The organism is Erythrobacter sp. SN021 (assembly GCF_021864455.1).
Window position 1 is genome coordinate 289,879 of sequence record NZ_JAKKUW010000003.1, and the last position, 26,453, is coordinate 316,331.

Below are 26,453 nucleotides of genomic sequence, written 5' to 3' on the forward strand. Positions count from 1 at the left end.
TTATCGTGGGTGCGTGAAACGCATCCCTCGCGTCGTCTGGCTGCAAGCCCGGCAGCTTTTCTTGGCCGTATTCTTCGCGGTAGCGGTTGGTTTGCCTGGCGTGGTGGTGGCGCAATCCGGTTTTGCGCCGGGATCGATCTGCCACATTTCCGGGCCGAAAACGATATCCTATGCCGATCTGGTCGACGATCCCGGAGGCTGGAACTGCAGCGATGACGATATGGATCTCGATGCCGAACGCCATATCATCCGCCTGGACTTGACCGATCGCCCTTCCGCGCAAGCAAACCCTCGCTACTTCGAATTCGAGCGGAACGCGTTCGAGACCCTTTCGATCTCCGCCATCGGGCGTGATGGCAGCGCGGTATCGCAAAGCCTGGCTCAAAGGGACTTGCAGCTCGGCATATCCAGCTCGCGTTCGATAGCGCAATTGCCTGAGTCTTCCACGCCGCTCGAAGCCGTCGTGGTGACGGTCGACGGCAGCGATTACCCTTACGCCTTTGTCGAGGCGTCGCTGAACGATCGGCCATCGGTCGTATTGGTGGCGGGGTGGGTGCATATATTCGCCGCGATGATCTGCGCGATACTGTTCGCGCCGATCATATTCGATCTCATCTACTATCGCGTCCTGCGCCAGCCTTTCCCGCTCTATCACGCCCTGTTCTGTCTCACCGCTGTGGCGCAGAGTGCGACCGCCTCCGGCTTGACGGCGCTCACCGGCCTCGTCTCGCTACAGACTGAGCTGATGATCGAATATCTCAGCATCGATTTCATGCTGCTGACGATCATCATGTTCGCAAACAGTTTTGTGAAGCCGGAATATATCGATCCAAAACATCGCACAATTCTGCGTATCGCTCTCGCTCTGGCCGCGATTAATGTCGGATTGAGCGCTCTCGATTTGCTTGAATTGAGCAATCTCGTGTTCGAAATCATCTATCTTTTGATCGCTCTGATCGGTTTCGGATCCTATTTCTACGTTCTGGCGGTCGCGTGGCGACGAGGCAGCAACACTGCGAAATATCTCGTCCTAGGCCTCGCTCCCTTTGCCTCCTTCCTGCCCTTGCAGATTTTTTCCCTCCTTGTTTTCGGCTCTATGGTACTCGTTGAAAATGTGGTGCTTCACAGCTCTTTCCTGCTGATCGAGGTCATCGCCACCACAGTGGCAGTGGCCGATCGCTTCATGATCATCAGGCGCCAGCGCGATCAGGCAATGGACGAAGCCAGGGTGCTTGAGGCGCTGAGCGAGCGCGACCAGTTGACTGGCATGGCGAACAGGCGCGCGCTGTCGGCACGGTTCGAAACCATGGTTGCCGATGGGTTCGATACGATGGCCCTTATCGACATCGATTTCTTCAAGTCGATCAACGACATGCATGGTCACCCAGTCGGTGACGAAGTCCTGCGACGCGTTGCGTCGGTGTTGCGCGAAGGCGAGAACGAGAAGGATATTGCCGCGTTTCGCATCGGCGGGGAGGAATTCCTGCTGCTTCTGCGTGGCGATGATGCCGCAAGCAATGCCGAGGAGCGCCGCCGTGCAATCACCACACATCTCCTGTTAGAGATGGAAGAGCTCGACAATCCCGTAACCGCCAGCATGGGGCTGGTCGATTTCTCGGCCCTCGCGAATGAATCGGAAATCGACTTCTCCAGTCTCTATTCGCGCGCCGACAAGCTGCTTTACGATGCGAAATGCGCTGGCCGTGACCGAGTAGTGATGGAGCGCCTCTCATTATTCGTCCCCGAAGGCCCAGCCGCCGTCACCGCCTGAGGGCTGGTCTCGGAGGCCGGGATTCTTCGAATCGGTCATCCAGATAGGAACCCGGCAAGCACTTCGGGCCGGACGCGCGCCAGCCGGCCCGTCGCCCGGTCGAGCATCGCCCAGGTGGTCGCCGCCCCGACGATGACCTTGCCCGCATCGTTGCGAAAATCGACGCGGCGCAGCGAGGTCGCGCCCCGCGCAGGCCCCTCGATCCAGGTCTCGCCGGTAACGCTTTCGCCTGCATCGATATTGCCGCGATAATCGATCTCGTGACGCGTCACGACCCAGAAGAACGCCGCACGATCCTCGGGCCGGGCCACCGCATCCCAATGCGCGGTGGCCATGTCCTGAATCCACTGCACCCACACCGCATTGTTGACGTGGCCGAGCTCGTCGATGTGCTCGGCCCCGGCGGTGAAGGTCCTTTCGAACCTGGCCGTCACTCGGTCATGTCCATCTGCCACAGGATGAAGGCGACTTCCTCTGCGGTCTCGCGGATCGACTGGAACCGGCCCGACTTGCCGCCGTGGCCCGCGCCCATATTGGTCTTCAGAAGCAACTCGTTATCGTCGGTCTTCAGCTCGCGCAGCTTGGCGACCCATTTTGCGGGCTCCCAATAGGTCACGCGCGGATCGTTGAGTCCGGCGGTCACCAGCATCGGCGGATAATCCTGCGCCACCACCTGATCGTAGGGGCTGTAGCTGAGGATATAGGCGAAGGCCTGCTTGCTTTCGATCGGATTGCCCCATTCGGGCCATTCGCCCGGCGTCAGCGGCAGGTCCGCATCGAGCATGGTGTTGAGCACGTCGACGAAAGGCACATGCGCCACCACCGCGCCCCACAGGCCGGGATCGGTATTGGCGACGACGCCCATCAGCTCGCCCCCGGCGGACCCGCCAGAAATGCTGATCCTGCCCTTTTCGGTATACCCCTTGGCCACCAGCCCCTTCGCCACATCGACGAAATCGTTGAAGGTGTTGGTCCGCTCGTTGAGCTTGCCCTGCAGATACCATTTGCGGCCCAGATCGTCGCCGCCGCGGATATGCGCGATGGCATAGGCGAAACCGCGATCGATCAGGCTGAGGCGGCTGGTCGAAAAGCCCGGCGGCACGGCATAGCCATAGGCGCCGTAAGCATAGAGATGCAGCGGTCCGCCCGGATCACGGTCCTTGCGCATGACCACGCTGACCGGGACCATGGTGCCGTCGCGGCCCTCGATCTCGACCCGTTCGGTAGTATAGAGGCCCGCGTCATAGCCGCTCGGGATTTCCTGCTGCTTGAGCAGTTCGAGCTCGCCGCTGGCGACATGGTAGTCATAGACCGAATCCGGGGTGACCATGCTCTCGTAGGAAATGCGCAGCTTGTCCTGATCGTATTCGGGATTGTTATCGAGCCCGGCGCTGAAGCTTGCCTCGGCAAAGGCGACCGGCTTGACCAGAGCTGGATCGGCATAGGAGCGTAGCTGGATCTGGTCGAGCCCGCGCAGGCGCCCTTCGGTGACGTAGAAGTCCTTGAACAGGTCGAAATCGGTCAGGTAGAACTCGTCCGATCCGGCGATCAGCGTGGTCCATTCGCCGGGCGTCTCGAGCGAGGCGGTGGCGAGCCGGAAATTGACGTGATCGTCGTTCGTGTGGACCCACAGCGTGCCGTCGCGCACATCGACATCGTATTCGACACCCTTGGTCCGCGGTTTCACCAGGATCGGCTCGGCAGTCGGATCGTCTGCGGGGACGAGGCGGACCTCGCTGGTTTCGTTGTCGCCGGTCGAAACGATCAGCCAGTCTTCCTGCGCGGAAAGGCCGCTGCCCACGCGAAAGCCCTCGTCCTGCGTCTCGCGATAGAGCTCGACATCCTCGCTCACCGGTGTGCCCAGCACATGCATGGTCGCATCGTGGACGCGCCAGTTGTCGTCGGCGGTGCCATAGACCAGCGCGGTGTCGTTCTTGACCCAGACCAGCCCCGAAAGCGTGCCGGGAATCTCGTCGGGCAGCAACTCGCCCGTCTGCAAATCCTTGATCCGCGCGGTGAAGCGTTCGGACCCGTTGGTGTCGGCCGAATAGGCAAGATAGCGCCCGTTCTGCGAGACCGAGAACGCGCCCAGGCGGAAGTATTCGACATCCTTGGCCAGCTCATTCTCGTCGAGGATCAGCACCGGATCGCCGCCTGCCACCGGCTTGCGGTAATATTTGCGATATTCGGCGCCCTCTTCGAATTCGGACCAGTAGAGCCAGTCGCCACGGCGCTGCGGCACGGTAGAATCGTCTTCCTTGATCCGCGCCTTCATCTCTTCGAACAATTCGTCGACCAGCGGCTGGTGCGGCTCCATCCGCGCTTCGAACCAGGCGTTTTCCGCCTTCAGATGCTCAAGTACGTCCTCGTCGTCGACTGTCGGATAGGACTGGTCTTTGAGCCAGTGATAGGGATCGGCAATGGTGATTCCGTGATGCGAATAGCTGTGGTCGCGTTTTTCGGCAGTCGGCGGCGAAGTCGGCTGTGTCACTTGGGTCCCTTCGGAAGTCTGGGCGTGGAGCGGCGCGCCAAGCGCCAGTGCTGCGGCAGATAGGAACGCGGCGTATCGGGTGAAAGGCATGATCGGTCCTCCCGGCGCGGCGCAAAGCTGGAAAGCGGCGCCGCGGATGACTATGACGGGGGAGTGATTATGCGGCCACGCCGTGGCCCGCAAGCGTCCAGTCGCGCAAGCTGCGACTGGCCTCGATGAAAGGATTCCGCCGTGTTGATGCAAACCTATGAAACCCGTCTCGACGGATTGCGCCGCGAACTCGCCAAGCGCGGGCTCGACGGCTTCGTGATCCCGATCTCCGACGAACATATGAGCGAATATGTCGGCGCCTATGCGCAGCGTCTCCACTGGCTGACCGGGTTCGGCGGCAGCGCGGGCAGCGCCGCGGTGCTCAAGGACAAAGCCGCGATGTTTACCGACGGCCGCTACACCGTGCAGGTGCGCGAACAGGTCGACGGCACGCTCTACGATTACGAGGACGTCCCCGCCACTTCACCCGCAAAGTGGATCGCCGAGCACGCACCCGAGGGTGCCAGGATCGGCTACGATGCATGGCTCCATGGGATCGGCTGGGCCGAGGAAGCGCACAAGCTGTTCGCAAAAAAGGGCATCGAGCTGGTTCCCGTCGAGGGCAATCCGATCGATGCGATCTGGGACGACCGGCCAGAGGCCTCGCTCGTGCCAGCGGTGCCGCATGATGACGAGCACGCGGGCCGTTCGAGCGCGGACAAGCGCGCCGAGGTGGCCGACTGGCTCAAGGCCGAGGGCTACGATTCGACCGTCATCAGCGCGCTCGATTCGGTCGCCTGGCTGCTCAATATGCGTGGGAAGGACGTCGACAACACGCCGGTCGCGCTGTCCTATGTCCTCGCGCATGCGGACGGCACGGCGGAGCTGTTCATCGCGCCGGAGAAGGTCACGCCCGAACTGACCAAACATCTCGGCAATGCAGTGACGGTGCGCGACCGGGCGGACTTCGTGCCCTCGCTCGAAGCGCTCAAGGGCAAGACCGTGGCGGTCGATCCGAACCATGCGGTCGCGGGCATCTTTCACGCCCTCGCGGAAAGCGGCGCCACCGTCGTCCGCGCCGACGACCCCACCGTCCTGCCCAAGGCGATCAAGAACCCGGCCGAACAGCAGGGCCACCGCGACGCACAGGCCCGCGATGGGGCGGCGGTGTCGCGCTTCCTGCGCTGGATCTCGATTCATGCGCCCTCGGGCGAAATCGACGAGCTGACCGCGGCGGCCAAGTTGCGCGAATTCCGCGAGGCGGGCGGCGTGCTCAAGGATGCGAGCTTCGACACCATCAGCGCCGCCGGTCCGCATGCCGCGCTGCCGCATTACAAGGTCGACGAAGAGAGCAATATCCCGATCCCGCCTTCCTCGATCTACCTGTGCGATTCGGGCGGCCAATATCTCGACGGCACAACCGACATCACCCGCACCGTGTGGGTCGGCCCGGGCGAGCCGACAGCGGAAATGGTCGAGCGCAACACCCGCGTCCTCAAGGGCCACATCCAGCTCGACATGCAGAAATTCCCCGACCGCACCAGCGGCGGCGCGCTCGATGCGCTCGCGCGGATGCATCTGTGGAATGGCGGGGTCGATTACGGCCATGGCACCGGCCACGGGGTCGGCAGCTATCTGTCGGTTCACGAAGGTCCGCAGCGCATCTCCAAGCCGGGCGGCGCCTTCCCCGGCACCGAGACGCCCTTGCGCGAAGGCATGATCCTGTCGAACGAGCCCGGCTATTACAAAGCGGGCGCCTATGGCATCCGGATCGAGAATCTGGTGCTGGTCGTGCCGGCCGGGATCGCAAGCGAGGGGGAGTATCTCGGCTTCGAGACGCTGACCTTCGTGCCACTCGATCGCCGCCTGGTCGACAAGGGCCTGCTTACGCCCGCCGAGATCGACTGGTGGAACGCGTATCACGCCAAGACCTTCGCCATCCTCTCTCCTCAGCTCGAAGGCGAGGATCTTGCATGGCTGAAAACGGAATGCGCACCCTTGTAGAAGGGCATTCGTTCCCGTAATGTTCCCCGCAAGCGGTCGCGAATCGCCACATCAAGGAGCATTGCCATGATCGGATACGTCACCTTCGGGACCAACGACCTAGAGCGCGCCGCCAAGTTCTACGATCCCATAGCCGCCGAAATGGGCGTTGGGCGAATGATGGAGTTCGACAGCTTCATCGCCTGGGGCCAAGCGGGCGGCGGCGCCGGGATCGCAGCGACCAAGCCGTTCGACGGCAAGGAAGCCAGCGTCGGTAATGGCACCATGGTCGCGCTGCAGGCCAAGGACCGCGACCAGGTCAAGCGGCTTTACGACATCGCGCTCGCCAATGGCGGCAGCGATGAAGGCGAACCGGGGCCGCGCGGGGAGCCGGACGAAAACGGCATGGTGTTCTACGCCGCCTATTTCCGCGATCCCGACGGCAACAAGCTCAACGCCTTCTTGATGGACAAGGCGTGATGGACAAGGTCTGAGCCGTCGCACGCCTTTCGCGGCGCTGAACGAACCGGGCTGAATGATGCAAAGCGTTACAATTCAGCCCAGGTTCGGGATAGAACTGCGACATTGCGGCCCTAGATACGGGGACACGAGCTGCGGCGGGCTTCTCAAGTCCCTCCCCCTCAGACCCCTGGTCCGTCGCAGCTCTCCAGACCTTTGGAGAATTGCAATGAACAAGACCGTCCTCACTCTTTCCGCCGCCGCGCTGGCGCTGACCGGTACGGCCGCGCTCGCCAATCATCATGGCAAGTCCAATCCCGATGCCAATGGCGACGGGGTCGTAACGCTCGACGAAATGCGTACCCACGGCAATCAGGCCTTCGCCAGGATGGACGCCAATGGCGACGGCGTGATCGATGCCGAAGACCGTCAGGCGCGCCGTAAGGCGATGTTCGCCCAAGCGGATGCCAATGGCGATGGCGAGCTTTCACAGGCCGAAATGAAGGCCATGCATCAGGCGCGCATGGAACGCCGCGAGAAACGCCGTGCCAAGCGCATGGAGCGCCGCGAGGAACGGATGAGCACGCGTTTCGCGCGGATGGACGCCGACAATTCGGGCGGCCTCTCTCGGGACGAGCTGAAAGCGATGCAAGAGGCGCGCTCGGAACGCCGTGGCAAGCGTCAAGACATGCGGGGTGGCCGTGGCGGCCATGGCCCGCGCAAAATGATGCGCATGGCCGACACCGATGGCGATAAGACCATCACTCGCGGCGAATTCGACGCAGCCATCGCAGCGCGCTTTGCCAAGGCCGATGCCGATGGCGACGGCCAGATCACCAAGGCCGAACGCCAGGCCGCGCGCGAAGCCATGCGTGCCGAACGCAGAGCCAAGCGCGGCGATCGTCGCGGCCAGTAAGCGCTTGATCGCGCGCATCGCCCGGCGGTAGGCGCGGACAGGACAGACCATGACCGATCCCACGCCTATTGCCATCCTGCTCGTCGACGACGAACGCAGCCTTCGCGAACCCCTGGCGGAATATCTCGTCCGCCAGGGGTTCCAGGTACGCGAGGCGGAAAGCGCGGCAGCCGCGCGTACCATGCTGGCGCAGAATGTGCCCGATATCGTCCTGCTCGACATCATGATGCCGGGGGAGGACGGTCTGTCGCTATGTCGCCATCTCGTCGAAACCCGCGGCCTTCCCACCATTCTTCTCACTGCCAAGGGCGAGGCCATGGACCGGATCGTCGGGCTCGAAATCGGCGCAGACGACTATGTCACCAAGCCGTTCGAGCCGCGCGAGCTGGTTGCGCGCATCCGTTCGGTCCTGCGCCGCGCCGAACGCGCCGCGCCAGCCCCGACGGAAGAGCCGGTTTTTGTTTTCGAAGGCTGGCAGCTCGATCCGCTCAAGCGCCGCCTGACCGATCCCGACGGCGCGCTCGTGCCTCTTTCCACCGCCGAATTCCGGATGCTGCGCGCCTTTTGCGAGCATCCGCGCCAAGTGCTGGACCGCGATCGCCTGCTCGATCTGGTGCAGGGGCGCGAGGCTCATCTGTTCGACCGCGCGGTCGATAACCAGGTCAGCCGCCTGCGCCGCAAGATCGAGACCGACAGCCGCAATCCGCATTTCATCCAGACGGTACGCGGCGATGGCTACCGCTTCGCCGCCGATGTCGCGCGCCTCGAACGCGGCGCGCACGGCTGATGCGCCTGCTCCCGCGAAGCCTGCTGGGTCAGGTCATGCTGGCCATGGCAGCCGCACTGCTGATCGCCCAGGCGATTTCGGCAACCATGCTTTACCGCGCGGCCACCGAACGGCGCGAAATGGCTTTCATGCATGCCGCCGCCTTCCAACTGCTCAGCGGTCCGCGCCATCGCGATGCCCGGGAGGCCCGCATGATGCGCCCACCTCATATGATGCCGTCACGCCGGGATGGGACGCCCAGGGTCCGCCTGCCGCGCAGCCTGCGTTACTCCGAAACCACCCGCGCGCCCTTGGCGGCAGATGCTCCCCGCGACCAACAGCGAGAAGTGGAACTGGCACGGCTACTGCGTTCGCAAGGCATTTCCGTCGGGGAAATCGCCATATCCGTGCAGCCCTTTCTGGACGACCCGGTCTTGCGCGAGGCGGCGCGTGACTTTCCCCGGATTCGGGCTCTGGTCGAAACTGTCCCGCACGAGGTGATGGTGGTCGCCTTGAAGCAGGAGGGCAGCGCGGTGTGGCAAGTCGCGCGCCTCCCCGTCCCACCGCTCGATCGCGGCATCCCCCGCACGCTGGTGATGCAGACGCTGATTCTGTTCCTCGTGCTGGTCGGCCTGCTCTATTTCGTGCTGCGCCGGATCACCCGGCCGCTCGATGCGCTGGCCGAACGGACCCGGCGGTTCGGCAGCGTCGGCACGCCCGAAGAGCCACTGGAAGCGAGCGGACCCGACGATGTGAGACGGCTGATCGAGGCGCATAATGCGATGCAGGCGCGGATCGGCTCCATGCTCGATGAAAAGGATGTCATGCTCGGCGCGATCGGCCACGATCTCAAAACGCCGCTTGCGGCACTGCGCGTTAGGATCGAGAGCGTCGAGGACGAGGCCGCGCGTGACAAGATGGCCGCGACGATCGAGGATATCACCGAAACGCTCGACGAGATCCTTTCGCTGGCGCGTATCGGCCGTACCGACACGGAGCCCGAAATGACCGAACTCGGCGCGCTCGCCGCATCGGTGGTCGAGGAATTCGAGGATATGGGCAGGCCGGTGACGCTGGAGGCGCAGGGACGCATCGCGGCGCCCGTGCACCTGACCTGGCTCAAGCGCGGGCTGCGCAATCTGGTCACCAATGCACTGCGCTATGCCGGATCGGCGCACCTATCCATTCTTCGGGAAGACGGTCACGCCGTGCTCCGGATAGATGATGACGGTCCCGGCATTCCGGAGGAACGGCTGGCGGAAATGCTCGAACCGTTCACACGCGGGGAAGCGAGCCGCAACCGCGAGACAGGTGGCGCGGGCCTGGGCCTCACGCTGGCGCGCGCGGTGGCCGAACAGCATGGCGGAACGCTCAGCCTCGCAAATCGCGCCGAAGGGGGCCTCCGCGCGGAAATCCGCATCCCGACCTAGCGCATCAGCCCACCGATGATATTGCGCACGAAGGCGGTCGCGCCGGTACGCAGCGGGTCGGCGCGCGATTTCTTCCCCATCACCGTTGCCACGGCGATCGAGGTCAGCGATCCGGCCGCCGCCTTGGCTGCGGCCTTCCCCGCTTTCGTCCACATCGAGGTGTGCTTACGAGAGCGCTTGCGCACTTCGGCCTCGCCCTTCACCTCGACCTCCTTCGCGGTCTCGGCGGCATCGACGGCCTTGGCGGCGAGCACTTCTTCCGCGCTCTCGCGATCCACCGCCTCATCGTATTTTCCGCCCAGATCGCTGACCGAGTTGACGATCTTGCGCTCCTTCTCGGTCACCGGGCCGAGGCGCGAATGCGGCGGCTTTATCAGCGTGCGCTGAACCACGGTGGGCGCGCCGTCCTCGTCAAGCGTCGAGACCAGCGCCTCGCCCACTTTCAATTCGGTAATCGCCTGTTCGACATCGAGATCGGGATTGATACGGAACGTCTCCGCTGCCGCCTTGATCGCGCGCTGGTCGCGCGGGGTGAAGGCGCGCAGCGCATGTTGCACGCGATTACCGAGTTGCCCGGCGATCTTTTCCGGAATGTCGATCGGATTCTGCGTGACGAAATAGACGCCCACACCCTTCGAACGGATCAGCCGCACGACCTGCTCGACCTTGTCCTCCAGCGCCTCGGGCGCATCGTCGAACAGCAAATGCGCCTCATCGAAGAAGAACACCAGCTTCGGTTTCTCCGGATCGCCCACCTCGGGCAGGCTCTCGAACAGTTCGGCGAGCAGCCACAGGAGGAAGGTGGCGTAGAGCTTGGGACTGCGCATCAGCCTGTCGGCGGCAAGCACGTTGATCATGCCGCGCCCCTGCTCGTCGACGCGCAGGAAATCGTCGATCTCCAGCGCGGGCTCGCCGAAGAACATATCCGCGCCCTGGCTTTCGAAGCTCAAGAGCTGGCGCTGGATCGCCCCGACGCTGGGTCTCGAGACATTGCCATAGGTGCCCGACAGCTCCTTCGCATTGTCATAGGCATAGACGAGCATCGCTTGCAGATCGCCCAGGTCGAGCAGCAGCAGGCCGTTCTCGTCCGCATGACGGAAGACGATGTTGAGTACGCCTTCCTGCGTATCGTTTAGGTCGAGCAACCGCGCCAGCAGCAAAGGCCCCATTTCCGAGATCGTCGTCCGGATCGGGAAGCCCTTTTCGCCATAGAGATCCCAGAAAACCGTGGCATTGTCGGCATAGGCATAGTCCTCCATGCCCAGCTCCTTGGCGCGCCCCTCCAGCTTGTCGGCATGTTTAAATTGTGGTGAACCGGCCATTGCGATGCCCGCAAGGTCGCCCTTCACATCGGCGACGAAAACCGGGACGCCTTGTGCGGAGAAACTTTCCGCGAGCCCCTGCAGCGTCACCGTCTTGCCCGTCCCGGTTGCGCCGGCGATCAATCCATGGCGATTGGCCTGACCGAGCCTGAGGTGCTGGCGCTCGCCATTGGCCCCCAGTCCGAGGAAAATTTCGCTCATCGGCAATCCGCTCCCGCTGCTCGCAAGTCGCGGGGGTGTGGCGCAGGCTTGTGGGCGCGGTCAAGCAATCCCTCGACAGGCGCTCACCAAGCGGTAAAGGCTGGCACCGATGGCGGAACGGCATCCCTTTGTCCTGCTCGACGATGCGCGCGATAGCGGCGCGGCCGACGCCCTGCTGTTCGAGAACCCGCGCGATATCTTCATCGCGCACCGTCCCGACGAAATCGAGACCGTGCTCGCCGCTGCCGAACAGGCTCGCCGTAAGGGCGGGGAACTGGCCGGATACATCGCTTACGAGGCCGGGCTGGCGCTGGAGGCCAGATTGCGCCCGCTGACCGATGCCCGCAGCGGCGGTGCGGGGCCGCTCGTCTGGCTGGGCGTATTCGACACACCGCAGCGGATTGCCGCAGAGGACATGCCCGACTGGCTGACGAAAAACGCGCCGGGCGGCGGCAGTGTCGGTCCGCTCGAGCCGCAGATTTCGCCAGGGGGATACGGGCAGGCCTTCGCGGCGCTGCAAGAGGCGATCCGCGCGGGCGATATCTACCAGGCCAATCTGACCTTTCCCCTCGCGGGCAACTTCACCGGCGACCCGCTGGGCCTCTATGCGGCACTGCGCCCCACCGCGCAGGCAGGATATGGCGGGGCTATCTTCGACGGATCGCATTGGCTGCTCAGCCTCAGCCCCGAGCTTTTCGTTTCGCTGAAAGGGGGCGAGGCCAAGGCCAAGCCGATGAAGGGCACACGCCCACGCGGCCATGACGAGGCCTCGGATCGCGCGATGGCCGAAGAGCTTGCCGGATCGGTCAAGGACAAGGCCGAAAACCTGATGATCGTCGACCTGCTGCGCAACGATCTCTCCCGCGTCGCCGAACCCGGGAGCGTGCGGGTAGACGATCCTTTCGCGATCGAAAGCTACCCCACGGTCCACCAGATGGTCAGCGCGGTACGCGCGCGGCTGAAACCGGATGAAGGCGCGATCGATCTGGTACGCGCACTGTTCCCCTGCGGATCGATCACCGGCGCGCCCAAGATCCGCGCGATGGAGCTGATCGATGCGGTCGAGCGCGATCCGCGCGGCCCCTATTGCGGCGCGATCGGGCGGATCGGCAAGGATGGCGATGCGGCATTCAATGTCGCGATTCGAACGCTGCGCCTGACCGAAGTCGAAAACGGGCGCGGCAAGGCGGTACTCGGGGTGGGCGGAGCGATCGTCGCCGACAGCGAACCAACGTCCGAATGGCGTGAAGCGCTGCTCAAGGGGGCCTTTGTCCGGACCTCTTCGCCCCATCATCGCGCGGCGCAGTTCGACCTGATAGAAACGATGCGCTTTTCGCCGGAAGCGGGCATCACGCATCTCGAAAACCATCTCCTGCGAATAAAGGCGAGCGCGAGTGAGCTGGGCTTCGCCTTCGATCGGCACGAGGCGCGCAACCAGCTTCATGCGCTGTGTTTCGTGCTCGACAAGCCCAGCCGGGTACGCCTGCTCGCCTCCCGTTCCGGCGAAATCGCGCTCGAGGCACGGGATATACCCGAAGCCTGGCCGGAACCTGCCCGCTGCATCGTTCTGCCGCTCCCCGTCGATCCGGGCGACTGGCGGCTGCGACACAAGACCACCGATCGCGGCTTTTACGAGGGCGCACAGCGCATCGCCCGGCAGCATGACGCGCACGAAGCGCTGTTCGTGCGCGAGGACGGCTTGCTCACCGAAGGCTGCGTCACCAATATCTTCGTGCGCGGCGAAGACGGCGTATTGCTGACCCCGCCTGCCAGCCTCGGATTGCTGCCCGGCGTGTTCCGCCGGTCCCTTCTTGACGAAGGCAAGGCGCGCGAAGCCGAATTGCGCATCGAAGACTTGGAAAACGGCTTCTTGCTCGGCAATGCGCTGCGCCTGATGATGGACGCGAAACTCAAACTATGACCCAGATCCCGATCCTGTTCGAAGACGGCGAAGCGCTGGTGATCGACAAGCCAGCGGGCCTGCCGATCGAACGCCCGCGCCGCGGCGGCCCCGCTCTCGAAGACCATTTCGAGGAGCTGAAGCTGGGTTTCCAGCGCGCGCCCGTGCCCGTCCACCGGATCGACACCGATACCAGCGGTTGCCTGCTGCTGGCGCGCAATCCCAAGGCGCTCAAGCGCTTTGCGAAGAGCTTCGAGGACCGTCTGGTCGAAAAGCGCTATCTCGGCGTGCTGGCTGGCGTGCCCGAGGAGGCCGAGGGCACGATCGAACTGTCGCTGTCGAAGATCAGCAGCGCCGAAAAGGGCTGGCGGATGATCGCGGCGAAGAAGGGCAAGCCTTCGATCACCCATTGGCGCGTGATTGCCGAAATCGGAGGCAAGGCGCTGCTCGAATTCCGCCCCGAGACCGGTCGCACGCATCAGATCCGCGTGCATTGTCAGGCAGGGCTAGGCATGCCGCTGCTTGGCGATCCGGTCTATGGGAGCGGAAAGGGCGCGCCGCGCACCATGCTGCACGCCGCCGCGCTTTCCGTCCCGCGCGAAGGCAAGGCGCCCATCGAAGCCACTGCCCCCATGCCGCAGGATTTCACCGCTCTCGGCTTCGGTGATGGGTAGAATAGCCGACAAGGCTCTCGAAATCGCGGAGGAGAAGTTCATCGCCTCCTCCGGCCCCGGCGGGCAAAACGTCAACAAGGTCGCCACGGCTGTCCAGCTCCGCGTCGACGTCTTCCAGCTCGGCATGCCGCCGGAAGCATTCGAGCGGCTGAAGGAAATTGCGGGCAGCAAGCTGACCAAGGGCGGCGAGATCGTGCTGACCGCGAACGAATACCGCACGCAGGACCAGAATCGCGAGGCAGCACGCGAACGATTGCTTGCCTTGCTGGGCGAAGCGTTAACCCCGCCGAAAAAACGCAAGAAGAGCCGCGTGAACCGCGTCGGCAAGGTCAAGCGGTTGAAAGCCAAGAAGGTGCGCGGCGAGGTCAAGGCGAAGCGCGGTAAGGTGGACTGGTAGAACGTATCTCGACTACGGCATGGGCCTCCGCTCGATATGAAAGGGGAAACGGAAAACCAGCCCGTTCGTGTCGAGCGAAGTCGAGACACCTGCCTGCTCCGCGGCGCTTGACTTTTCCCCGTGAATCACACAAAGGGCGCGCCGGACGGCGGTGCAGCCGTTCTTTTCGTTTCTGGGAAACGATTTCGGCACCAGCCCACTCCCCCTCCCGGCCACCCACTAGGGTATGCTGATGGGTGGCCGGGAGGGGGAGTGGGGCGGAACCGGTCTGACCAAGCGCAAGGAACACGCCGCCCTTATTTTTTCGGCCCGAGGGCCATCCAGAAAGATCTTTAGGAACACGCCATGGCGAAGCCCGCAACCGTCAAGATCAAGCTCGTCTCGACCGCAGACACGGGCTTCTACTACGTGACCAAGAAGAATCCGCGTAACCACACGGAAAAGTTCACCTTCCGCAAGTACGATCCCGTCGTGCGCAAGCATGTCGAGTTCAAGGAAGCCAAGATCAAGTAATGCTCTGCCAGGCTGAACCGCGGGAACGAGCCGGGTTCAGTGATGGTTCAATGCTCCGACCCTAATCGCAGGAGCATGAGCACCTTGTCTTCGAAATCGAACAAACCGATCCGCGCCGCGCTGGCTTTATCGCTGGCTGCGGCGCTTCCCGTTTCCGCCATCCTCGCGCCCGCCCCGGTGGTCGCCGCCGAGGGCGACCTCGACCGGGCAGTCGCCGCGCTGCGCGGCATCTCCACGATGAAGGCGGACTTCGTCCAGACCGACCGCAGCGGGCAGACCGTGCGCGGCGTGATGACGCTGAAACGCCCCGGCAAGATCCGTTTCCAGTACGAGAAGGGCGTGCCGATGCTCGTCATCTCGAACGGCAAGTCGATGTATATGGTCGACTACGAGGTCAATCAGGTCCAGCGCTGGCCGATCAAGAATTCGCCATTGGGCGCGCTGCTCGATCCCAGCCGCGACGTGAAGCGATACGGCAAGCTGGTTCCCACCAACCACCCCGACGTCGTCAGCGTGGAAGTGCGCGATACCAAGCGCCCCGAATTCGGGGTCATAACCCTGATTTTCGCGCGCGACGCTTCGGCCCCCGGCGGTCTGCGCCTGACCCATTGGGTGGCGCTCGATTCGCAGAATCACCGGACCACGGTAAGGCTGGCGAACCAGCGTTATGGCGTGGCAGTTGCCGACAGCGCCTTTACTTTTCGCGATCCGCGGCGATCGTCCCGTCGCCCGGGATGAACGCCTTGGCGGTGAGCGGTGCGCCCTACGGGATATCCCGCTTCGGACCGTTCATTGAACAGCAATCGCCCCGGGCATAATCTCCAAATCACGAGACGACACGAGGCGGGTTTCCCCCCTGTTGACCCCCTCGACCTGGTTCATCTCGTTCCAAGCGTGACGAACGCTCACAGGAAACCCCCGTGCCAATGCCCCCGGCACGGGGGTTTTTTGTGTCTTTGTTCGGATGCGCCTTCGACCTCCGTCGAAGGCTTGGGGCGGCACCTGCCCACTCCCCACCCGGCCACCCATAGAATACCGTGCCGTGGGTGGCCGGGTGGGGGAGTGGGCAGGTGCCGCAAGGGAAGCGCGGATGCGCTTCCCGCACGCAACAAGGACTCCGCTTACTCTTCCCAGCCGAACGCTTTCCTGATCACATTATAGATCAGGTTCTGTTCCATCACCCCGCGCACATTCTCGGCGCCGGGTCCCTGGGCATAGAGCGCCACATCCTCGCCTGCGTGAGTTTCGGATTTGGTGGGGATCGCAGCTTGCTGGCGGGCCTTCACACCGGTTTCAGGCATCGGTCGCTCGCCTTCGAAAGCGCCCATGCCGTTGGCATAGCCGAGCGTCGTGTAGGGCTTTCCATCCTCGGCCAGCGAGGGACCTTCATCGCGCGGGTTCGACACGAGGCCGAGGATCGGATTGCCGCGCTTGGGATAGCCCGCGATCGTGAACACGTGGCTGTGGTCGGCAGTCACCATGATGAGCGTCTCTTCGGGGTCGGTGTTGTCGATCGCCCATTTGATCGCGCGCGCGAATTCGACCGCTTCCTCCAAAGCATAGCCCGCCTTGCCTTCATGATGGCCGTGGTCGATGCGCCCGCTTTCGACCATCAGGTAGTAGCCTTGCGGATCGCTCGACAGGCGCTGGATAGCCGTGGCGGTCATCGAAGTGAGCGTGGGTTCGGTGCTGTCGACCTCGCGATCGACCATGTAGGTCATATGGCTGAGGGAAAAGAGGCCGAGCAGCGGTTTGTCGTCCGGCGCCGCAGCCATGTCCTGAAGTGTTGTCGCGTAGGTACCGCCGGTGGCAACCTCCCAATCGCTCGGAAGGTCGGCGGCATCGTCCAGCCTGCGCCCGCCCTTGTCCTTGCCGTAAAAGGCAACGCTGCCGCCGCCGAGCGCCACATCGAAAGGCGCCTCGACCAACTGCTGTGCGATATCGACGCAGCCTTGTCCGCGCTGGTCTTCGGGGATCCAGGTGTCGGCCTCCCAGTCGCGGGTCACGCTGCGCGCATAGACCGATGCAGGCGTCGCGTGTGTAAGCCGCGCGGTGCTGACGATGCCGAGCGCAAGCCCCCTCGCCTTGACCTCTTCACCAAGCATGGGCGCCGCGTGTCCCATCCCCGAAGCGCAATCGCCCTCCGTAACGCCGGGTCCGTAGCCGAGCACGCCGATGTCGGTTTTCACACCTGTATGCATCGCGCTGGCCGTGCCCGCGCTGTCGGGGACCTGCGCGTCGATATTGTAGGTCTTGACCAAGGCCACATTATCGAAGGTCTCGAACGGCAGGACATATTCCTCGCCGGTCTGGCCGAGCTTCTGACCGGCATAGATGCGCGCGGCGGTGACGGTGGAAATGCCCATGCCGTCGCCGATGAAGAGAATCACGTTCTTGGCCCGCTTTTCCCCCGGGACCGCAGCGGACGCGGCTTGCGGCGCTTCCTGCGCGACGGTTGCGGTACACCCTCCGAGCACGAGCGCGGCTGCGGTGGCAAGGAAAAGCGGACGAATGGTCATTTTAATACTCCGTGATCTTTAACGCGCCCTATATCACCGCTTGGTATGACGAAAGCGCGACGGTTTTTTGGTGCGTGCGGTCAGGACATCCGCCCTGACTTTGCGGCGTCACCAGCCCACTCCCCCGCCCGGCCGCCCAACCAGTATCGTGCCGTGGGCGGCCGGGCGGGGGAGTGGGCCGGTGACGCAAGCCTTCGACGGATGCGAAGGCGGACCAAGCCAAAGACTCCCGCGTGACCGATCCCCGACGCTTGCGGCAACCGTGGGCCTCGCCTAACCCGCCCTGATGGTTTCTATCGCTACCTGGAATATCAATTCCGTCCGCCTGCGCATGCCGATCGTCGAACGCTTCATCAAGGAGCAGTCGCCCGACGTGCTGTGCCTGCAGGAGATCAAGTGCCAGGAGCACCAGTTTCCCTACGAAGCGTTTCGCTCGCTGGGTTACGAACATTTCGCCGTGCACGGGCAGAAGGGCTATCACGGCGTCGCGACGGTCGCGAAAACACCGCTGAAGGAATTCTCGCGCCATGACTGGCAGGATAATGGCGAGGCGCGCCATGTCGGCGTCGAGCTGACCGATCATCAGGGGATGATCGTCGAGAATGTTTATGTCCCCGCCGGCGGCGATGAACCGAACCGCGAGGTCAATCCCAAATTTGGGCAGAAGCTCGACTTCCTCGAGCGCATGACCCGCTGGGCCGATGCGATCGATCGCCCCACGCTGATCGTCGGCGATTTCAACATCGCTCCGCTCGAAAGCGACGTGTGGAACCACAAGCAATTGCTCAAGGTCGTCAGCCATACGCCAATCGAGGTCGAGAGCCTCCAACGCTTCATGGATGCGCATGGCTGGGCCGATATCGGGCGCGAGCACATCAAGGCACCGGAGCGCTATTATAGCTGGTGGAGCTATCGCGCGAAGGATTGGAAAGCCAACGATCGCGGGCGCCGGCTCGACCATATGTGGGCGAGCGAGGACCTGGCGAAGCAGGCGCAGCGCCATTCGGTCCATGAATATGCACGCGACTGGGAAAAGCCATCGGACCATGTGCCCCTGGTGACGGAGTTCGCGCTCTGAGCGAGGTCGCCTCCCCTCCAAGCCCCTCCCGCCGCGCCGCGCAGGCAGTCGATGCGCTGCGTCATGGGTGGCCGCTCGCCATTGAAGGCGCGCCGCTGTTGCAACCGGTCGAGACGGCGTTCGGAGAGGTGTCGGGAGAGGCGATGCTCATTTCCGCCACGCGAGCGGCAACACTCAAGCTTATCAACCAGATCGAGGCCGCCGCGCCGCGCCAGCCGGTACTGATGCGTGCCGCCGACCCCTTCGACCTGTCTGCGGCCCTCGCCGTGGCCGACCCCGCGCTCGACATGGCCAACCCGCTCAAGGGGCCGTTCAAGGCGTTGCATCTCGACTGGGAGGACCAGGCGCGTGCCGCGCTCGAACTGGCGCGGATGGCCGGCGTGTTGCCCGCATTTCTCGTCGACCCACAAGGAGCGGCGGAAGCCGTCCCCCTCAGCGCGACCGACGTCGCTGCCTTTGCCGATGCCCGGCGCCTGCAGATCGCCTCACGCGCGCGGCTGCCGGTGGCGGCGGCCGAGGATGCGCGGATCGTTGCCTTCCGTAGCCCCGACGACACGCGCGAACATGTCGCGCTGATCATCGGTGAACAGACCGCCGACCGCGCGCCGCTGGTGCGCCTGCATTCCGAATGCCTTACCGGCGACATCCTCGGCAGCCTCAAATGCGATTGCGGGCCGCAGCTCGACGCTGCGCTGCATGCGATGTCGCACGAAGCGGAGAAGGGCGGCTGGGGCGTGCTGCTCTACATGCGGCAGGAAGGGCGCGGCATCGGCCTCGTCAACAAATTACGCGCCTATCGCCTGCAGGATCAGGGGTTCGACACGGTGGATGCCAACACACGCCTGGGCCTGCCCGATGAGGCACGCGATTTCCCCACCGCCGCACGGATGCTGGAGCTGCTCGGGGTAAAGGCTATCCGGCTGATGACCAACAATCCCGCGAAGGTAGAGGCGCTGGAAGCCGAGGGGGTGACAATCCGCGAGCGCGTGCCCCATGCCCTGCCGGACAATCCGCACAACACCCGCTACCTGGCCACCAAGCGTGACCGATCGGGGCACCTGCTGTGACGGCCATCGCGATCCGTCCCGAGGAACCGCGCGACCATGCGGCGATCGGCGTGGTCACGCAGGCGGCTTTCGCGGATGCACCGCATAGCGACGGCAGCGAAGTGCGTATCATCGAACGGCTGAGAGCAGATGGCGATCTCGCGCTTTCGCTTGTCGCCGAGGACTGCGATCGTATCGTCGGGCATGTAGCCATTTCGCCGGTGGAGATATCCGATGGCTCCGTCGGCTGGTATGGGCTCGGCCCGATTGCCGTTCTGCCATCACTGCAACGCCAGAAAATCGGTTCGCGGTTGATGCAACGCGCGATCGCCGACATGCGGATGCAGGGCGCGCGGGGCCTCGTACTGCTGGGCGATCCCGCCTATTACGCGCGCTTCGGTTTCGAACACGATCCCGCCCTGCGATATCCCGGGCCTCCCCCCGAATACTTCCAGCGGCTTGTGGTGGCTGGCGATGCGCCGAGCGGGGATGTGCGCTACGCGCGCGCCTTCGGCTGAACTTCCCTTCAGCGCCTGCGCCCGATTGCCTGCCCCATGCGCACGGCCGCGCCCGCCTTCAGCCGCGCGTCCCATTCGACCTTGCCCGGTTCGAACAGCAACACCACGGTCGATCCGAGAATGAAGCGCCCCATCTCGTCGCCCGCCGCGAAGGTATGTTCATCGCCGAACTCCTCGCGCACCCGTTTTGCGGCGTGCGTTTCGACAAGTCCAGACCATACGGTCTCGATCCCCGCCACGATCATCGCCCCCACCATGACGCTGGCGAAAAGCCCGTCCGGCCCTGCGAACAGGCAGGCGAGACGCTCGTTGCGGGCGAAGAGACCATCGACGTTCTCGGCCGTCACCTGATTCACCGAAAACAGCTCGCCCGGGACGTATGTCGCGGATTTTAGCGTTCCGGCTGCGGGCATGTGCACGCGGTGGTAATCGCGTGGGCTCAGATAGATGGTGGCGAATTGGCCGCCGTCGAACCGTGCCGCCGCCTGCTTGTCGCCGCCAAGAAGCTGCGCAGCAGTGAAGTGACGGCCCTTGGCCTGGAAGATGCGCCCTTCCTCGATCCGCCCGATCTGGCTGACCGCGCCGTCGGCTGGGCTCAGGACATATTGGCTTGCGTCGGCCAGCGGACGAGCGCCCGGCTTGAGTTCGCGCGTGAAGAAATCGTTGAAACTTGTGAACTCGCCCACACCGCGCGCGGCCTCGCTCATGTCGACATCATAGGCGGCGATGAAGCGGCGGATCAGTCGGTCGCGCAGCCATGGAACTTCGCTCGAGGCGAATTTGCCCGCCATGCGCGAAACCGCATGGTGAGGCAGGAGATGCTGGAGCCAGATGAAAGGGGATGTCATGCCCGATGCGTGGACGCCATCGCGCGTCAGCGCAACTGGCTGTCCTTGCTTCCGCGACGATTGATGGCGGAATGGCGCACCGCGCCGTCGCGTGCGGACTGGCATTCGACACAGGTCCGCACGCCGGGTAGCGCCACACGGCGTTTTTCCGGGATGGGCTCTCCGCATTCGTCGCAATATTCGGCGCTTTCGCCACGTGGAAGGCGCGAACGCGCCGCGCTGACCGCGTCATTCACCGAATCGTCGATCTGATCCTGAACTGCCCCGTCGCGGGCCCAACCGCCTGCCATTGCCTGCTCCTTCGCCCGATAAACGGGTGAGGGACGGCATGTTTCCTCAGCGTAGCTCCAGCCGCCGGATGCCGGGGCCGAGCATATTATTTTGCATTACCAGCGCATCGCCGGTCCAGTCGGCCACGAAGGCCGGGCTGCGTGAAAGGCCGGGAACCAGACGTGCCTCATTATCCGCGATCACCAAACCGTCGGAACTGTAGTTGGCACCCTCGGCACCGATGGCGATCATCGTCGACCAGTTTTCCTTATCGCGACCCTGAACGAACCAGTTCCCGCGAATACTGCCCGTGCCGCCATTTGGCAGATCGATCAGATAATTGGTGCCACGGCCATTGGCATCGTCGAAGCTCGAATCCTCTACCACATTGTGCGCGGCGCGCGACTTGAGATAATGCCCGCCCGTGCCCTGTTCGAAACGGCTACGGGTTACGACGACACGCCCGTAATCTCCGGCGTAGATCGAATGCGCGCAACCGCCCGAATATTCGCAAGTGCCCAGACGCGTGAATGTGGATTTGTCGACCACCAGCTCGCTGTTCTCGCCATTGGTCGTCAGAATGCCCTGCTGGCTGTCGCGGAACCAGCTTTGCGATACGCGCAAGGGACCTTTCTCGAGACGGATGCCCGCGCCGTTGCCGTCCTCGACGGCGAGATCGGCGAAGACGATTCCGTCGACGCTGGCACCTCGTCCGCGCAGGACCAGCGCAGCCTTGTCTTCGCAGGCCATGCCGCCCAACAGCGCGCTACCCGGCTGTGCAGCGCGAAAATGCACAACGCCTTCGCGCTGCACCGCGCATTCGCGCCAGTTGCCCGAGGCGATGACCACAGTTCCCTCGCCGCTGCCGATGGCATCGACCGCGGCTTGCAGCGACGCATAGCCGCGGCCCGTTTCGGCAACGGTGAAGCTGGCCGTCGATGGGCCTTGCGCCAGCACGGCGGCGAGCGGGATCGCGCTTATCGCCACAGTCGCGACGGCGGCCAAGAGCCAGCGGGGCATGCGCGAGGCGGAAGAGGCGTAGGGTGAAACCATAATCATTGCCTAGACCCTTATGGTTAACAATCGGATAAGTTTGGTCCTGTGGCCAGCCCCGTCAATCGTCGTCACCCCAGCGCCAACGCCAGCCGCCGCGTGTCTTGAGGGCGGAGATATAGAGCAGCACTGCAGTCACGGGAACGATGAGGATCAGGAAGACGGTAAGCCACACATCCTCTTCCCGCGACGCCAAGAGGACGCCGAGAACGATCAGAAGCACGTAGCCGATAATCAGAACCCAGCCTTGCCACGACACCGGCATGCCCGCTCCGTAACCGTACCGTTTGGGTTCGAACCAGACATCGTCTTTCCTCTCGCTCATCGGATCGCTTTCCTGAAATCGGTAATAAATGCAGCGATACCATCGACAAGCGCTGGCGACACCGCAAGCGATGGATCGGCATAGCTGGCTCGATTGGCAGCAACGTCACCGCCGGCTATATCTTTCAACACGTGATTCATGCCGGGAATTGCCAGATACTCGGCACCGGGGGCTGCGGCGACCAGGGCCTTGGCATCCTCTGCCCCGACTTGAAGATCGGTGCCGCCCTGGACGATGAGCATCGGAAGCTCGACCATATTGGCCATAGCTGCCGGGTCCTGTGCCATAAGATCAATAAGGAACCCCTGCACCGCCGGTGCGAACAGCCCCTGCACTGCGGGATGGAATTTCCCGACGTCGACCCGCTCGCCCGCTTCGAGCGCGGTGATGGCGGTTTCCGCCTCATCGAGGATCGGGGCGTTGGCAGGATTGGCGCGCAATTGCTCGCGCAAGATGGTGCCTAACGGCCGCCCAGGCGTTGCCACCAGTATAAGGCCGCACAGATGTTCAATCCGCTTGGCTGCGGCAAGCGCCACCAGGCCGCCCTCGCTGTGGCCCAAAAGCCATATGCAGCCTGTCCCGCTGGCGGCGCGGGCCGCGTCCACCCAGCTTCCGGTATCGGCGACATAGTCGGACACCGTGACCGCATTGGCATCGGTAACTGCCGCCTTGCTGGCAAACATGCCGCGCTTGTCGATACGGACCGTGCCGATGCCGCGCCCGGCCAACGCTTCTGCGAGCAGGCGGTAGGGGGCGGCGGTGACGCCCATCGGGTTGTTGCCATCGCGATCGGTGGGGCCTGATCCGGGAAGGATGAGGACCACAGGCCGCCCCTCGGCAGGTGCAATCAGCGTGCCCGCGAGATCGCCTCGCGGTCCCTCGGCGGTCAGGGGAACCGGTTCAGGGACAGCCATGAGCGGTGCGGCTGTCACAAGGCCGGCTGCGGCGAGTAGTATGGAAAAGCGCATGTCACGGTTCCTTCCTGGGTCGGCCGCGTGCGGGCGGTTTCGATATGGGTACGGTAATCCCGCGTTGGTTCAGCGCCTCGCGCAACAACATCTCGATCTGCGCATTGGCGCTGCGCAATTCGGCCGCGGCCAAGCGCTCGATCGCGGCATGGACTGCCGGATCCAAACGCAGGGCAAAGGCCTTTTTCCGTGACATCTCGCGTCAATATCCCGTCGCGGCCAGCGCCTAGTAGAGCGATCCGGCATTGATCACCGGATGCGCATCTTTCTCGCCGCACAGCACGACCATCAGGTTGGAAACCATTGCTGCGCGGCGCTCGTCGTCCAGTTCCACGATATTGTCCTGCGCGAGCTTGGTCAGCGCATCTTCCACCATGCCAACCGCGCCAAGAACGATTTTCGCGCGCGCCGCTATGATCGCATCGGCCTGCTGGCGTTTGAGCATGGCGCTGGCGATCTCGCTGGCATAGGCCAGATGCGTGAGGCCCGCTTCGTCGACCACGATACCCGCAACCTTGAGCCGGTCGTTGAGTTCTTCCAGCAATTCGCGATTGATGACATCCGCGCCCCCGCGCAGCGTGACCTCCTCGCCCTCGAAATCGTCGTAGGGATGGCGCGACCCGACGGTCCGCAGACCCGCTTCTATCTGGATGTTCACGAACTCCTTGTAATCGTCGACATCGAAGCTCGCCTGGGCGGTATCGGCCACGCGCCAAACCACATTGCAGGCAATCTCGATCGGATTGCCGCGCAGATCGTTGATCTTCACCCGTTCCGAATGAATATTGTGCGCGCGCACCGACAGCTTGGTGCGCATCATCCAGGGCCACACCCAGCGCAGCCCCTCGCGCCGTTCAGTCCCGCGATACTCGCCGAACAGCGTGATTACCGCAGCTTGGTTGGGCTGGATCATGAAAAAGCCAACGGAAAGAAAGCCGAGAACGAGAATCGGCGCCACCAGCAGACCAACGAACGCCAGTTTTTCACCCTTGGCCGCACCATCCGGCGGCAGATTGCCGGACAAATTCCACGCCACCAGCAGCAGCAGGGCAAGGATCAGCGCGAGCATGGGATACCCGCTGAAACTCGATCCGGTACGTTCCGTACTGGTCTTCATTCCCTTCACTTCGACCGACATGGACAATGCTCCTTCCGATATAATTATGATATCATATTTATATCGAGTGGCGGAACGAGTCAATGCTCCCAGATGGCCCGCAGAAACTGCTCTCCATATGCTTCGAGTTTCTTGGCCCCAATGCCGGGCAGCCGGCCCAGTTGCGCCAGCGTTTCGGGGCGCGCGGAGGTCATCTCGCGCAGAGTGGAATCGTGGAAGACGACGTAGGGCGGGACCTGGGCTTTCTCGGCCACTTCCTTGCGCAAGGCCCGAAGCGCTTCGAACAGCGGATCACCGATCGGATTGGGTGTCGCATCGGCCCTTCGTCCGCGCGACCGCTTGGGGGGAACCACGATCTCCACCGTCCTCTCCCCCCTGAGAATCGCACGGGCCGAACCGCCCAATGCCAGCCCGCCATGTTCGGTCGCGACAAGATCGCCGCGCGCCTGCAAGGCCCGCGACAGCGGCTGGAGCAGGCGTGCCTCGTCGCCCTCGACGATGCCGAACACGCTCAGCCGGTCGTGCCCGCGTTGGCGCACGCGCTCGTCCTCGTTGCCGGTGAGCACCTTCTGCAAGTGCCCCATCCCAAAGTTCTGTCCGGTACGGTAGACGGCGGATAGCAGTTTGCGCGCGAGCTGCGTGACGTCGGTGACGCTCGCGGGCTCGAGGCAATTGTCGCAATTACCGCAGCGCGAAGGCGGGTCTTCGCCGAAATGCCTCAATAGCACCGCACGGCGGCATTCGACAGTCTCGACCAGTCCGGCAAGTGCATCGAGCCGCGCGCGCTCGGCATTGCGCCGAGCCTCGTCGACCTCGGCGAGCCGTTGGCGCGCGGTGGCGAAATCGCCCGCGCCCCAGAACATGACCGCCTGGGCGGGATCGCCATCGCGCCCGGCGCGGCCCGTTTCCTGGTAGTATCCCTCGATCGACTTGGGCACGCCGACATGCGCCACGAAGCGCACGTCCGGTTTGTCGATACCCATGCCGAAAGCGACCGTGGCAACGATCACAATATCTTCGGACGCGACGAAAGCGGCTTGGTTGGCCGCGCGAACCTTCGGATCCAGCCCCGCGTGATAAGGCAATACCGGCCTGCCGGTCGCGGTTGCAAGCTTTTCGGCAAGATCCTCCACCTTGCGCCGTGTTTGCGCATAAACGATCCCCGGACCCGGCTCGTTCGCCATCAGCTCGTTCAGCTGGCGCACCGGATTGTCGCGGTGACGGATCGCGTAGCGGATATTGGGCCGGTCGAATCCGGCCAGCACCAGCCCGTTATCTGCAATGCCCAGTTGCGCCATCACATCGGCGCGCGTCTGATTGTCCGCGGTCGCGGTCAGCGCCAGGCGCGGGACCGTGGGGAAGGCGTCCATCAGCCCCCGCAGCATGCGGTAGTCGGGGCGAAAATCGTGCCCCCATTCGGACACGCAATGCGCCTCGTCGATGGCGAACAGGCACAGAGACGAGTTCGACAGGAACTCGCGAAAAGCTGGCTGGCTCGCGCGTTCGGGCGCGACATAGAGCAGGTCGAGCTCGCCAGCGCGGAAGGAATCCTGCGTTTCGCGCCAATCGGCATCGGCGCTGGTCAGCGTTGCCGCGCGAATGCCGTTGGCCCGTGCGCTTCTGAGCTGGTCGTGCATCAGGGCGATCAGCGGGCTTATCACCACGCAGGTCCCCTCCAGCATGACTGCAGGCAATTGGTAGGTGAGCGATTTGCCAGCCCCCGTCGGCATCACCGCCAGCGTCGATTCACCTGCCAGCACCCGAGCGACAACCTCTTCCTGACGCCCGCGAAAGGCATCGAAACCGAAAGTGCCCTTGAGGGCCTGAAGTACGCCTGCATTTCCGCTCATCCACGCCT

26 protein-coding genes are annotated in these 26,453 nt (G+C 63.7%); 14 read left to right on the forward strand and 12 right to left on the reverse strand.

All coding sequences use genetic code 11. From position 1 onward, the window contains the following. Positions 1-13: 13 nt before the first annotated feature. Positions 14-1,771: a diguanylate cyclase gene (locus tag L5849_RS08910; RefSeq protein WP_236925302.1), complete on the forward strand. Its 1,758-nt coding sequence runs from the start codon at positions 14-16 to the stop codon at positions 1,769-1,771. A gap of 35 nt (positions 1,772-1,806) precedes the next feature. Here L5849_RS08910 and L5849_RS08915 read toward each other — a convergent pair whose 3' ends face one another. After that, the gene (locus tag L5849_RS08915; RefSeq protein WP_115415363.1) at positions 1,807-2,205 is read right to left on the reverse strand and encodes a thioesterase family protein; all 399 of its coding nucleotides are present in this window, start codon (positions 2,203-2,205) and stop codon (positions 1,807-1,809) included. Next, positions 2,202-4,352 (reverse strand): S9 family peptidase, encoded by a 2,151-nt coding sequence (locus L5849_RS08920; protein WP_236925303.1) that lies wholly within the window; start codon positions 4,350-4,352, stop codon positions 2,202-2,204. The genes L5849_RS08915 and L5849_RS08920 overlap by 4 nt, the downstream gene beginning before the upstream one ends. Before the next feature lie 141 nt (positions 4,353-4,493). Here L5849_RS08920 and L5849_RS08925 point away from each other — a divergent pair, with 141 nt between their 5' ends. The 5 genes from L5849_RS08925 (at position 4,494) to L5849_RS08945 (ending at position 9,846) form a co-directional block, all read left to right on the forward strand. Continuing rightward, complete coding sequence (locus L5849_RS08925) at positions 4,494-6,296, forward strand: aminopeptidase P family protein (protein ID WP_236925304.1); 1,803 nt, start codon at positions 4,494-4,496, stop codon at positions 6,294-6,296. Between the two features lie 66 nt (positions 6,297-6,362). Further along, the gene (locus L5849_RS08930; RefSeq protein ID WP_115415366.1) at positions 6,363-6,755 is read left to right on the forward strand and encodes a VOC family protein; all 393 of its coding nucleotides are present in this window, start codon (positions 6,363-6,365) and stop codon (positions 6,753-6,755) included. A 208-nt stretch (positions 6,756-6,963) separates the two neighbouring features. Continuing rightward, positions 6,964-7,650 (forward strand): EF-hand domain-containing protein, encoded by a 687-nt coding sequence (locus L5849_RS08935; RefSeq protein WP_236925305.1) that lies wholly within the window; start codon positions 6,964-6,966, stop codon positions 7,648-7,650. A 49-nt stretch (positions 7,651-7,699) separates the two neighbouring features. Continuing rightward, positions 7,700-8,437: a response regulator gene (locus tag L5849_RS08940; RefSeq protein ID WP_236925306.1), complete on the forward strand. Its 738-nt coding sequence runs from the start codon at positions 7,700-7,702 to the stop codon at positions 8,435-8,437. Further along, on the forward strand, positions 8,437-9,846 hold the full coding sequence (locus L5849_RS08945; protein WP_236925307.1) for an ATP-binding protein: 1,410 nt from the start codon (positions 8,437-8,439) through the stop codon (positions 9,844-9,846). Before L5849_RS08940 ends, L5849_RS08945 begins: the two co-directional genes overlap by 1 nt. Here the strand turns inward: L5849_RS08945 and L5849_RS08950 are convergent. Further along, entirely contained in the window at positions 9,843-11,369 is a 1,527-nt protein-coding gene (locus L5849_RS08950; RefSeq protein ID WP_236925308.1) for a helicase HerA-like domain-containing protein, read from the reverse strand. The genes L5849_RS08945 and L5849_RS08950 overlap by 4 nt on opposite strands. Before the next feature lie 109 nt (positions 11,370-11,478). On the opposite strand from L5849_RS08950, the gene pabB reads away from it, so the two are divergent. The 5 genes from pabB (at position 11,479) to L5849_RS08975 (ending at position 15,591) form a co-directional block, all read left to right on the forward strand. Beyond that, positions 11,479-13,290, forward strand: a complete 1,812-nt coding sequence (gene pabB / locus L5849_RS08955) for an aminodeoxychorismate synthase component I (protein WP_236925309.1) — start codon at positions 11,479-11,481, stop codon at positions 13,288-13,290. Beyond that, positions 13,287-13,943 (forward strand): RluA family pseudouridine synthase, encoded by a 657-nt coding sequence (locus L5849_RS08960; protein ID WP_236925310.1) that lies wholly within the window; start codon positions 13,287-13,289, stop codon positions 13,941-13,943. Before pabB ends, L5849_RS08960 begins: the two co-directional genes overlap by 4 nt. Then, on the forward strand, positions 13,936-14,340 hold the full coding sequence (gene arfB / locus L5849_RS08965) for an alternative ribosome rescue aminoacyl-tRNA hydrolase ArfB (protein ID WP_115415373.1): 405 nt from the start codon (positions 13,936-13,938) through the stop codon (positions 14,338-14,340). The genes L5849_RS08960 and arfB overlap by 8 nt, the downstream gene beginning before the upstream one ends. A gap of 345 nt (positions 14,341-14,685) precedes the next feature. Beyond that, positions 14,686-14,853, forward strand: a complete 168-nt coding sequence (gene rpmG, locus L5849_RS08970) for a 50S ribosomal protein L33 (protein WP_067692617.1) — start codon at positions 14,686-14,688, stop codon at positions 14,851-14,853. Between the two features lie 75 nt (positions 14,854-14,928). After that, on the forward strand, positions 14,929-15,591 hold the full coding sequence (locus tag L5849_RS08975) for an outer membrane lipoprotein carrier protein LolA (RefSeq protein ID WP_236925311.1): 663 nt from the start codon (positions 14,929-14,931) through the stop codon (positions 15,589-15,591). Positions 15,592-15,974: 383 nt separating this feature from the next. Here the strand turns inward: L5849_RS08975 and L5849_RS08980 are convergent, their stop codons facing one another. Beyond that, the gene (locus L5849_RS08980) at positions 15,975-17,372 is read right to left on the reverse strand and encodes an alkaline phosphatase (RefSeq protein WP_236925312.1); all 1,398 of its coding nucleotides are present in this window, start codon (positions 17,370-17,372) and stop codon (positions 15,975-15,977) included. 286 nt (positions 17,373-17,658) lie between these two features. Here L5849_RS08980 and xth point away from each other — a divergent pair, with 286 nt between their 5' ends. Genes xth through L5849_RS08995 form a run of 3 tightly spaced genes read left to right on the forward strand, consistent with a single transcriptional unit; the run spans position 17,659 to position 20,014 of the window. After that, positions 17,659-18,450: an exodeoxyribonuclease III gene (xth, locus tag L5849_RS08985; protein WP_236925313.1), complete on the forward strand. Its 792-nt coding sequence runs from the start codon at positions 17,659-17,661 to the stop codon at positions 18,448-18,450. Continuing rightward, the gene (gene ribA / locus L5849_RS08990) at positions 18,399-19,517 is read left to right on the forward strand and encodes a GTP cyclohydrolase II (RefSeq protein ID WP_370459218.1); all 1,119 of its coding nucleotides are present in this window, start codon (positions 18,399-18,401) and stop codon (positions 19,515-19,517) included. Before xth ends, ribA begins: the two co-directional genes overlap by 52 nt. Continuing rightward, positions 19,514-20,014, forward strand: a complete 501-nt coding sequence (locus tag L5849_RS08995) for a GNAT family N-acetyltransferase (RefSeq protein WP_236925315.1) — start codon at positions 19,514-19,516, stop codon at positions 20,012-20,014. The genes ribA and L5849_RS08995 overlap by 4 nt, the downstream gene beginning before the upstream one ends. Positions 20,015-20,022: 8 nt before the next feature. Here L5849_RS08995 and asd read toward each other — a convergent pair whose 3' ends face one another. Genes asd through recQ form a run of 8 tightly spaced genes read right to left on the reverse strand, consistent with a single transcriptional unit; the run spans position 20,023 to position 26,445 of the window. Beyond that, positions 20,023-20,862 carry an archaetidylserine decarboxylase gene (gene asd, locus L5849_RS09000; RefSeq protein WP_236925316.1) on the reverse strand — a complete coding sequence of 280 codons (840 nt, stop codon included), beginning with the start codon at positions 20,860-20,862 and terminating at the stop codon, positions 20,023-20,025. A 26-nt stretch (positions 20,863-20,888) separates the two neighbouring features. Next, positions 20,889-21,152: a DksA/TraR family C4-type zinc finger protein gene (locus tag L5849_RS09005; protein WP_115415378.1), complete on the reverse strand. Its 264-nt coding sequence runs from the start codon at positions 21,150-21,152 to the stop codon at positions 20,889-20,891. A gap of 46 nt (positions 21,153-21,198) precedes the next feature. Beyond that, positions 21,199-22,191 (reverse strand): right-handed parallel beta-helix repeat-containing protein, encoded by a 993-nt coding sequence (locus L5849_RS09010; RefSeq protein ID WP_236925317.1) that lies wholly within the window; start codon positions 22,189-22,191, stop codon positions 21,199-21,201. A gap of 55 nt (positions 22,192-22,246) precedes the next feature. Continuing rightward, positions 22,247-22,510, reverse strand: coding sequence for a hypothetical protein (locus L5849_RS09015; protein WP_115415379.1), 264 nt, complete (start codon positions 22,508-22,510; stop codon positions 22,247-22,249). Beyond that, on the reverse strand, positions 22,507-23,478 hold the full coding sequence (locus L5849_RS09020) for an alpha/beta hydrolase (protein ID WP_236925318.1): 972 nt from the start codon (positions 23,476-23,478) through the stop codon (positions 22,507-22,509). Before L5849_RS09020 ends, L5849_RS09015 begins: the two co-directional genes overlap by 4 nt. A 1-nt stretch (position 23,479) precedes the next feature. Beyond that, on the reverse strand, positions 23,480-23,674 hold the full coding sequence (locus tag L5849_RS09025; protein WP_236925319.1) for a toxin-antitoxin system HicB family antitoxin: 195 nt from the start codon (positions 23,672-23,674) through the stop codon (positions 23,480-23,482). Between the two features lie 30 nt (positions 23,675-23,704). Next, entirely contained in the window at positions 23,705-24,616 is a 912-nt protein-coding gene (locus L5849_RS09030; protein ID WP_234041511.1) for an SPFH domain-containing protein, read from the reverse strand. 59 nt (positions 24,617-24,675) lie between these two features. Further along, positions 24,676-26,445: a DNA helicase RecQ gene (gene recQ / locus L5849_RS09035; RefSeq protein WP_236925320.1), complete on the reverse strand. Its 1,770-nt coding sequence runs from the start codon at positions 26,443-26,445 to the stop codon at positions 24,676-24,678. Positions 26,446-26,453 lie beyond the last annotated feature (8 nt).

Bases quoted from the DNA above. Each gene is read 5' to 3' on its own strand.
- L5849_RS08950 (WP_236925308.1), bottom strand. From the start codon at position 11,369: ATGAGCGAAATTTTCCTCGGACTGGGGGCCAATGGCGAGCGCCAGCAC.
- L5849_RS09030 (WP_234041511.1), bottom strand. From the start codon at position 24,616: ATGTCGGTCGAAGTGAAGGGAATGAAGACCAGTACGGAACGTACCGGA.
- L5849_RS09020 (WP_236925318.1), bottom strand. From the start codon at position 23,478: ATGCGCTTTTCCATACTACTCGCCGCAGCCGGCCTTGTGACAGCCGCA.
- xth (WP_236925313.1), top strand. From the start codon at position 17,659: ATGGTTTCTATCGCTACCTGGAATATCAATTCCGTCCGCCTGCGCATG.
- arfB (WP_115415373.1), top strand. From the start codon at position 13,936: ATGGGTAGAATAGCCGACAAGGCTCTCGAAATCGCGGAGGAGAAGTTC.
- L5849_RS08940 (WP_236925306.1), top strand. From the start codon at position 7,700: ATGACCGATCCCACGCCTATTGCCATCCTGCTCGTCGACGACGAACGC.
- L5849_RS08930 (WP_115415366.1), top strand. From the start codon at position 6,363: ATGATCGGATACGTCACCTTCGGGACCAACGACCTAGAGCGCGCCGCC.
- pabB (WP_236925309.1), top strand. From the start codon at position 11,479: ATGGCGGAACGGCATCCCTTTGTCCTGCTCGACGATGCGCGCGATAGC.
- L5849_RS09015 (WP_115415379.1), bottom strand. From the start codon at position 22,510: ATGAGCGAGAGGAAAGACGATGTCTGGTTCGAACCCAAACGGTACGGT.
- recQ (WP_236925320.1), bottom strand. From the start codon at position 26,445: ATGAGCGGAAATGCAGGCGTACTTCAGGCCCTCAAGGGCACTTTCGGT.
- L5849_RS08945 (WP_236925307.1), top strand. From the start codon at position 8,437: ATGCGCCTGCTCCCGCGAAGCCTGCTGGGTCAGGTCATGCTGGCCATG.
- L5849_RS08960 (WP_236925310.1), top strand. From the start codon at position 13,287: ATGACCCAGATCCCGATCCTGTTCGAAGACGGCGAAGCGCTGGTGATC.
- L5849_RS08980 (WP_236925312.1), bottom strand. From the start codon at position 17,372: ATGACCATTCGTCCGCTTTTCCTTGCCACCGCAGCCGCGCTCGTGCTC.
- rpmG (WP_067692617.1), top strand. From the start codon at position 14,686: ATGGCGAAGCCCGCAACCGTCAAGATCAAGCTCGTCTCGACCGCAGAC.
- L5849_RS08920 (WP_236925303.1), bottom strand. From the start codon at position 4,352: ATGCCTTTCACCCGATACGCCGCGTTCCTATCTGCCGCAGCACTGGCG.
- L5849_RS08975 (WP_236925311.1), top strand. From the start codon at position 14,929: ATGAGCACCTTGTCTTCGAAATCGAACAAACCGATCCGCGCCGCGCTG.
- L5849_RS09025 (WP_236925319.1), bottom strand. From the start codon at position 23,674: ATGTCACGGAAAAAGGCCTTTGCCCTGCGTTTGGATCCGGCAGTCCAT.
- L5849_RS09010 (WP_236925317.1), bottom strand. From the start codon at position 22,191: ATGATTATGGTTTCACCCTACGCCTCTTCCGCCTCGCGCATGCCCCGC.
- L5849_RS09005 (WP_115415378.1), bottom strand. From the start codon at position 21,152: ATGGCAGGCGGTTGGGCCCGCGACGGGGCAGTTCAGGATCAGATCGAC.
- asd (WP_236925316.1), bottom strand. From the start codon at position 20,862: ATGACATCCCCTTTCATCTGGCTCCAGCATCTCCTGCCTCACCATGCG.
- L5849_RS08935 (WP_236925305.1), top strand. From the start codon at position 6,964: ATGAACAAGACCGTCCTCACTCTTTCCGCCGCCGCGCTGGCGCTGACC.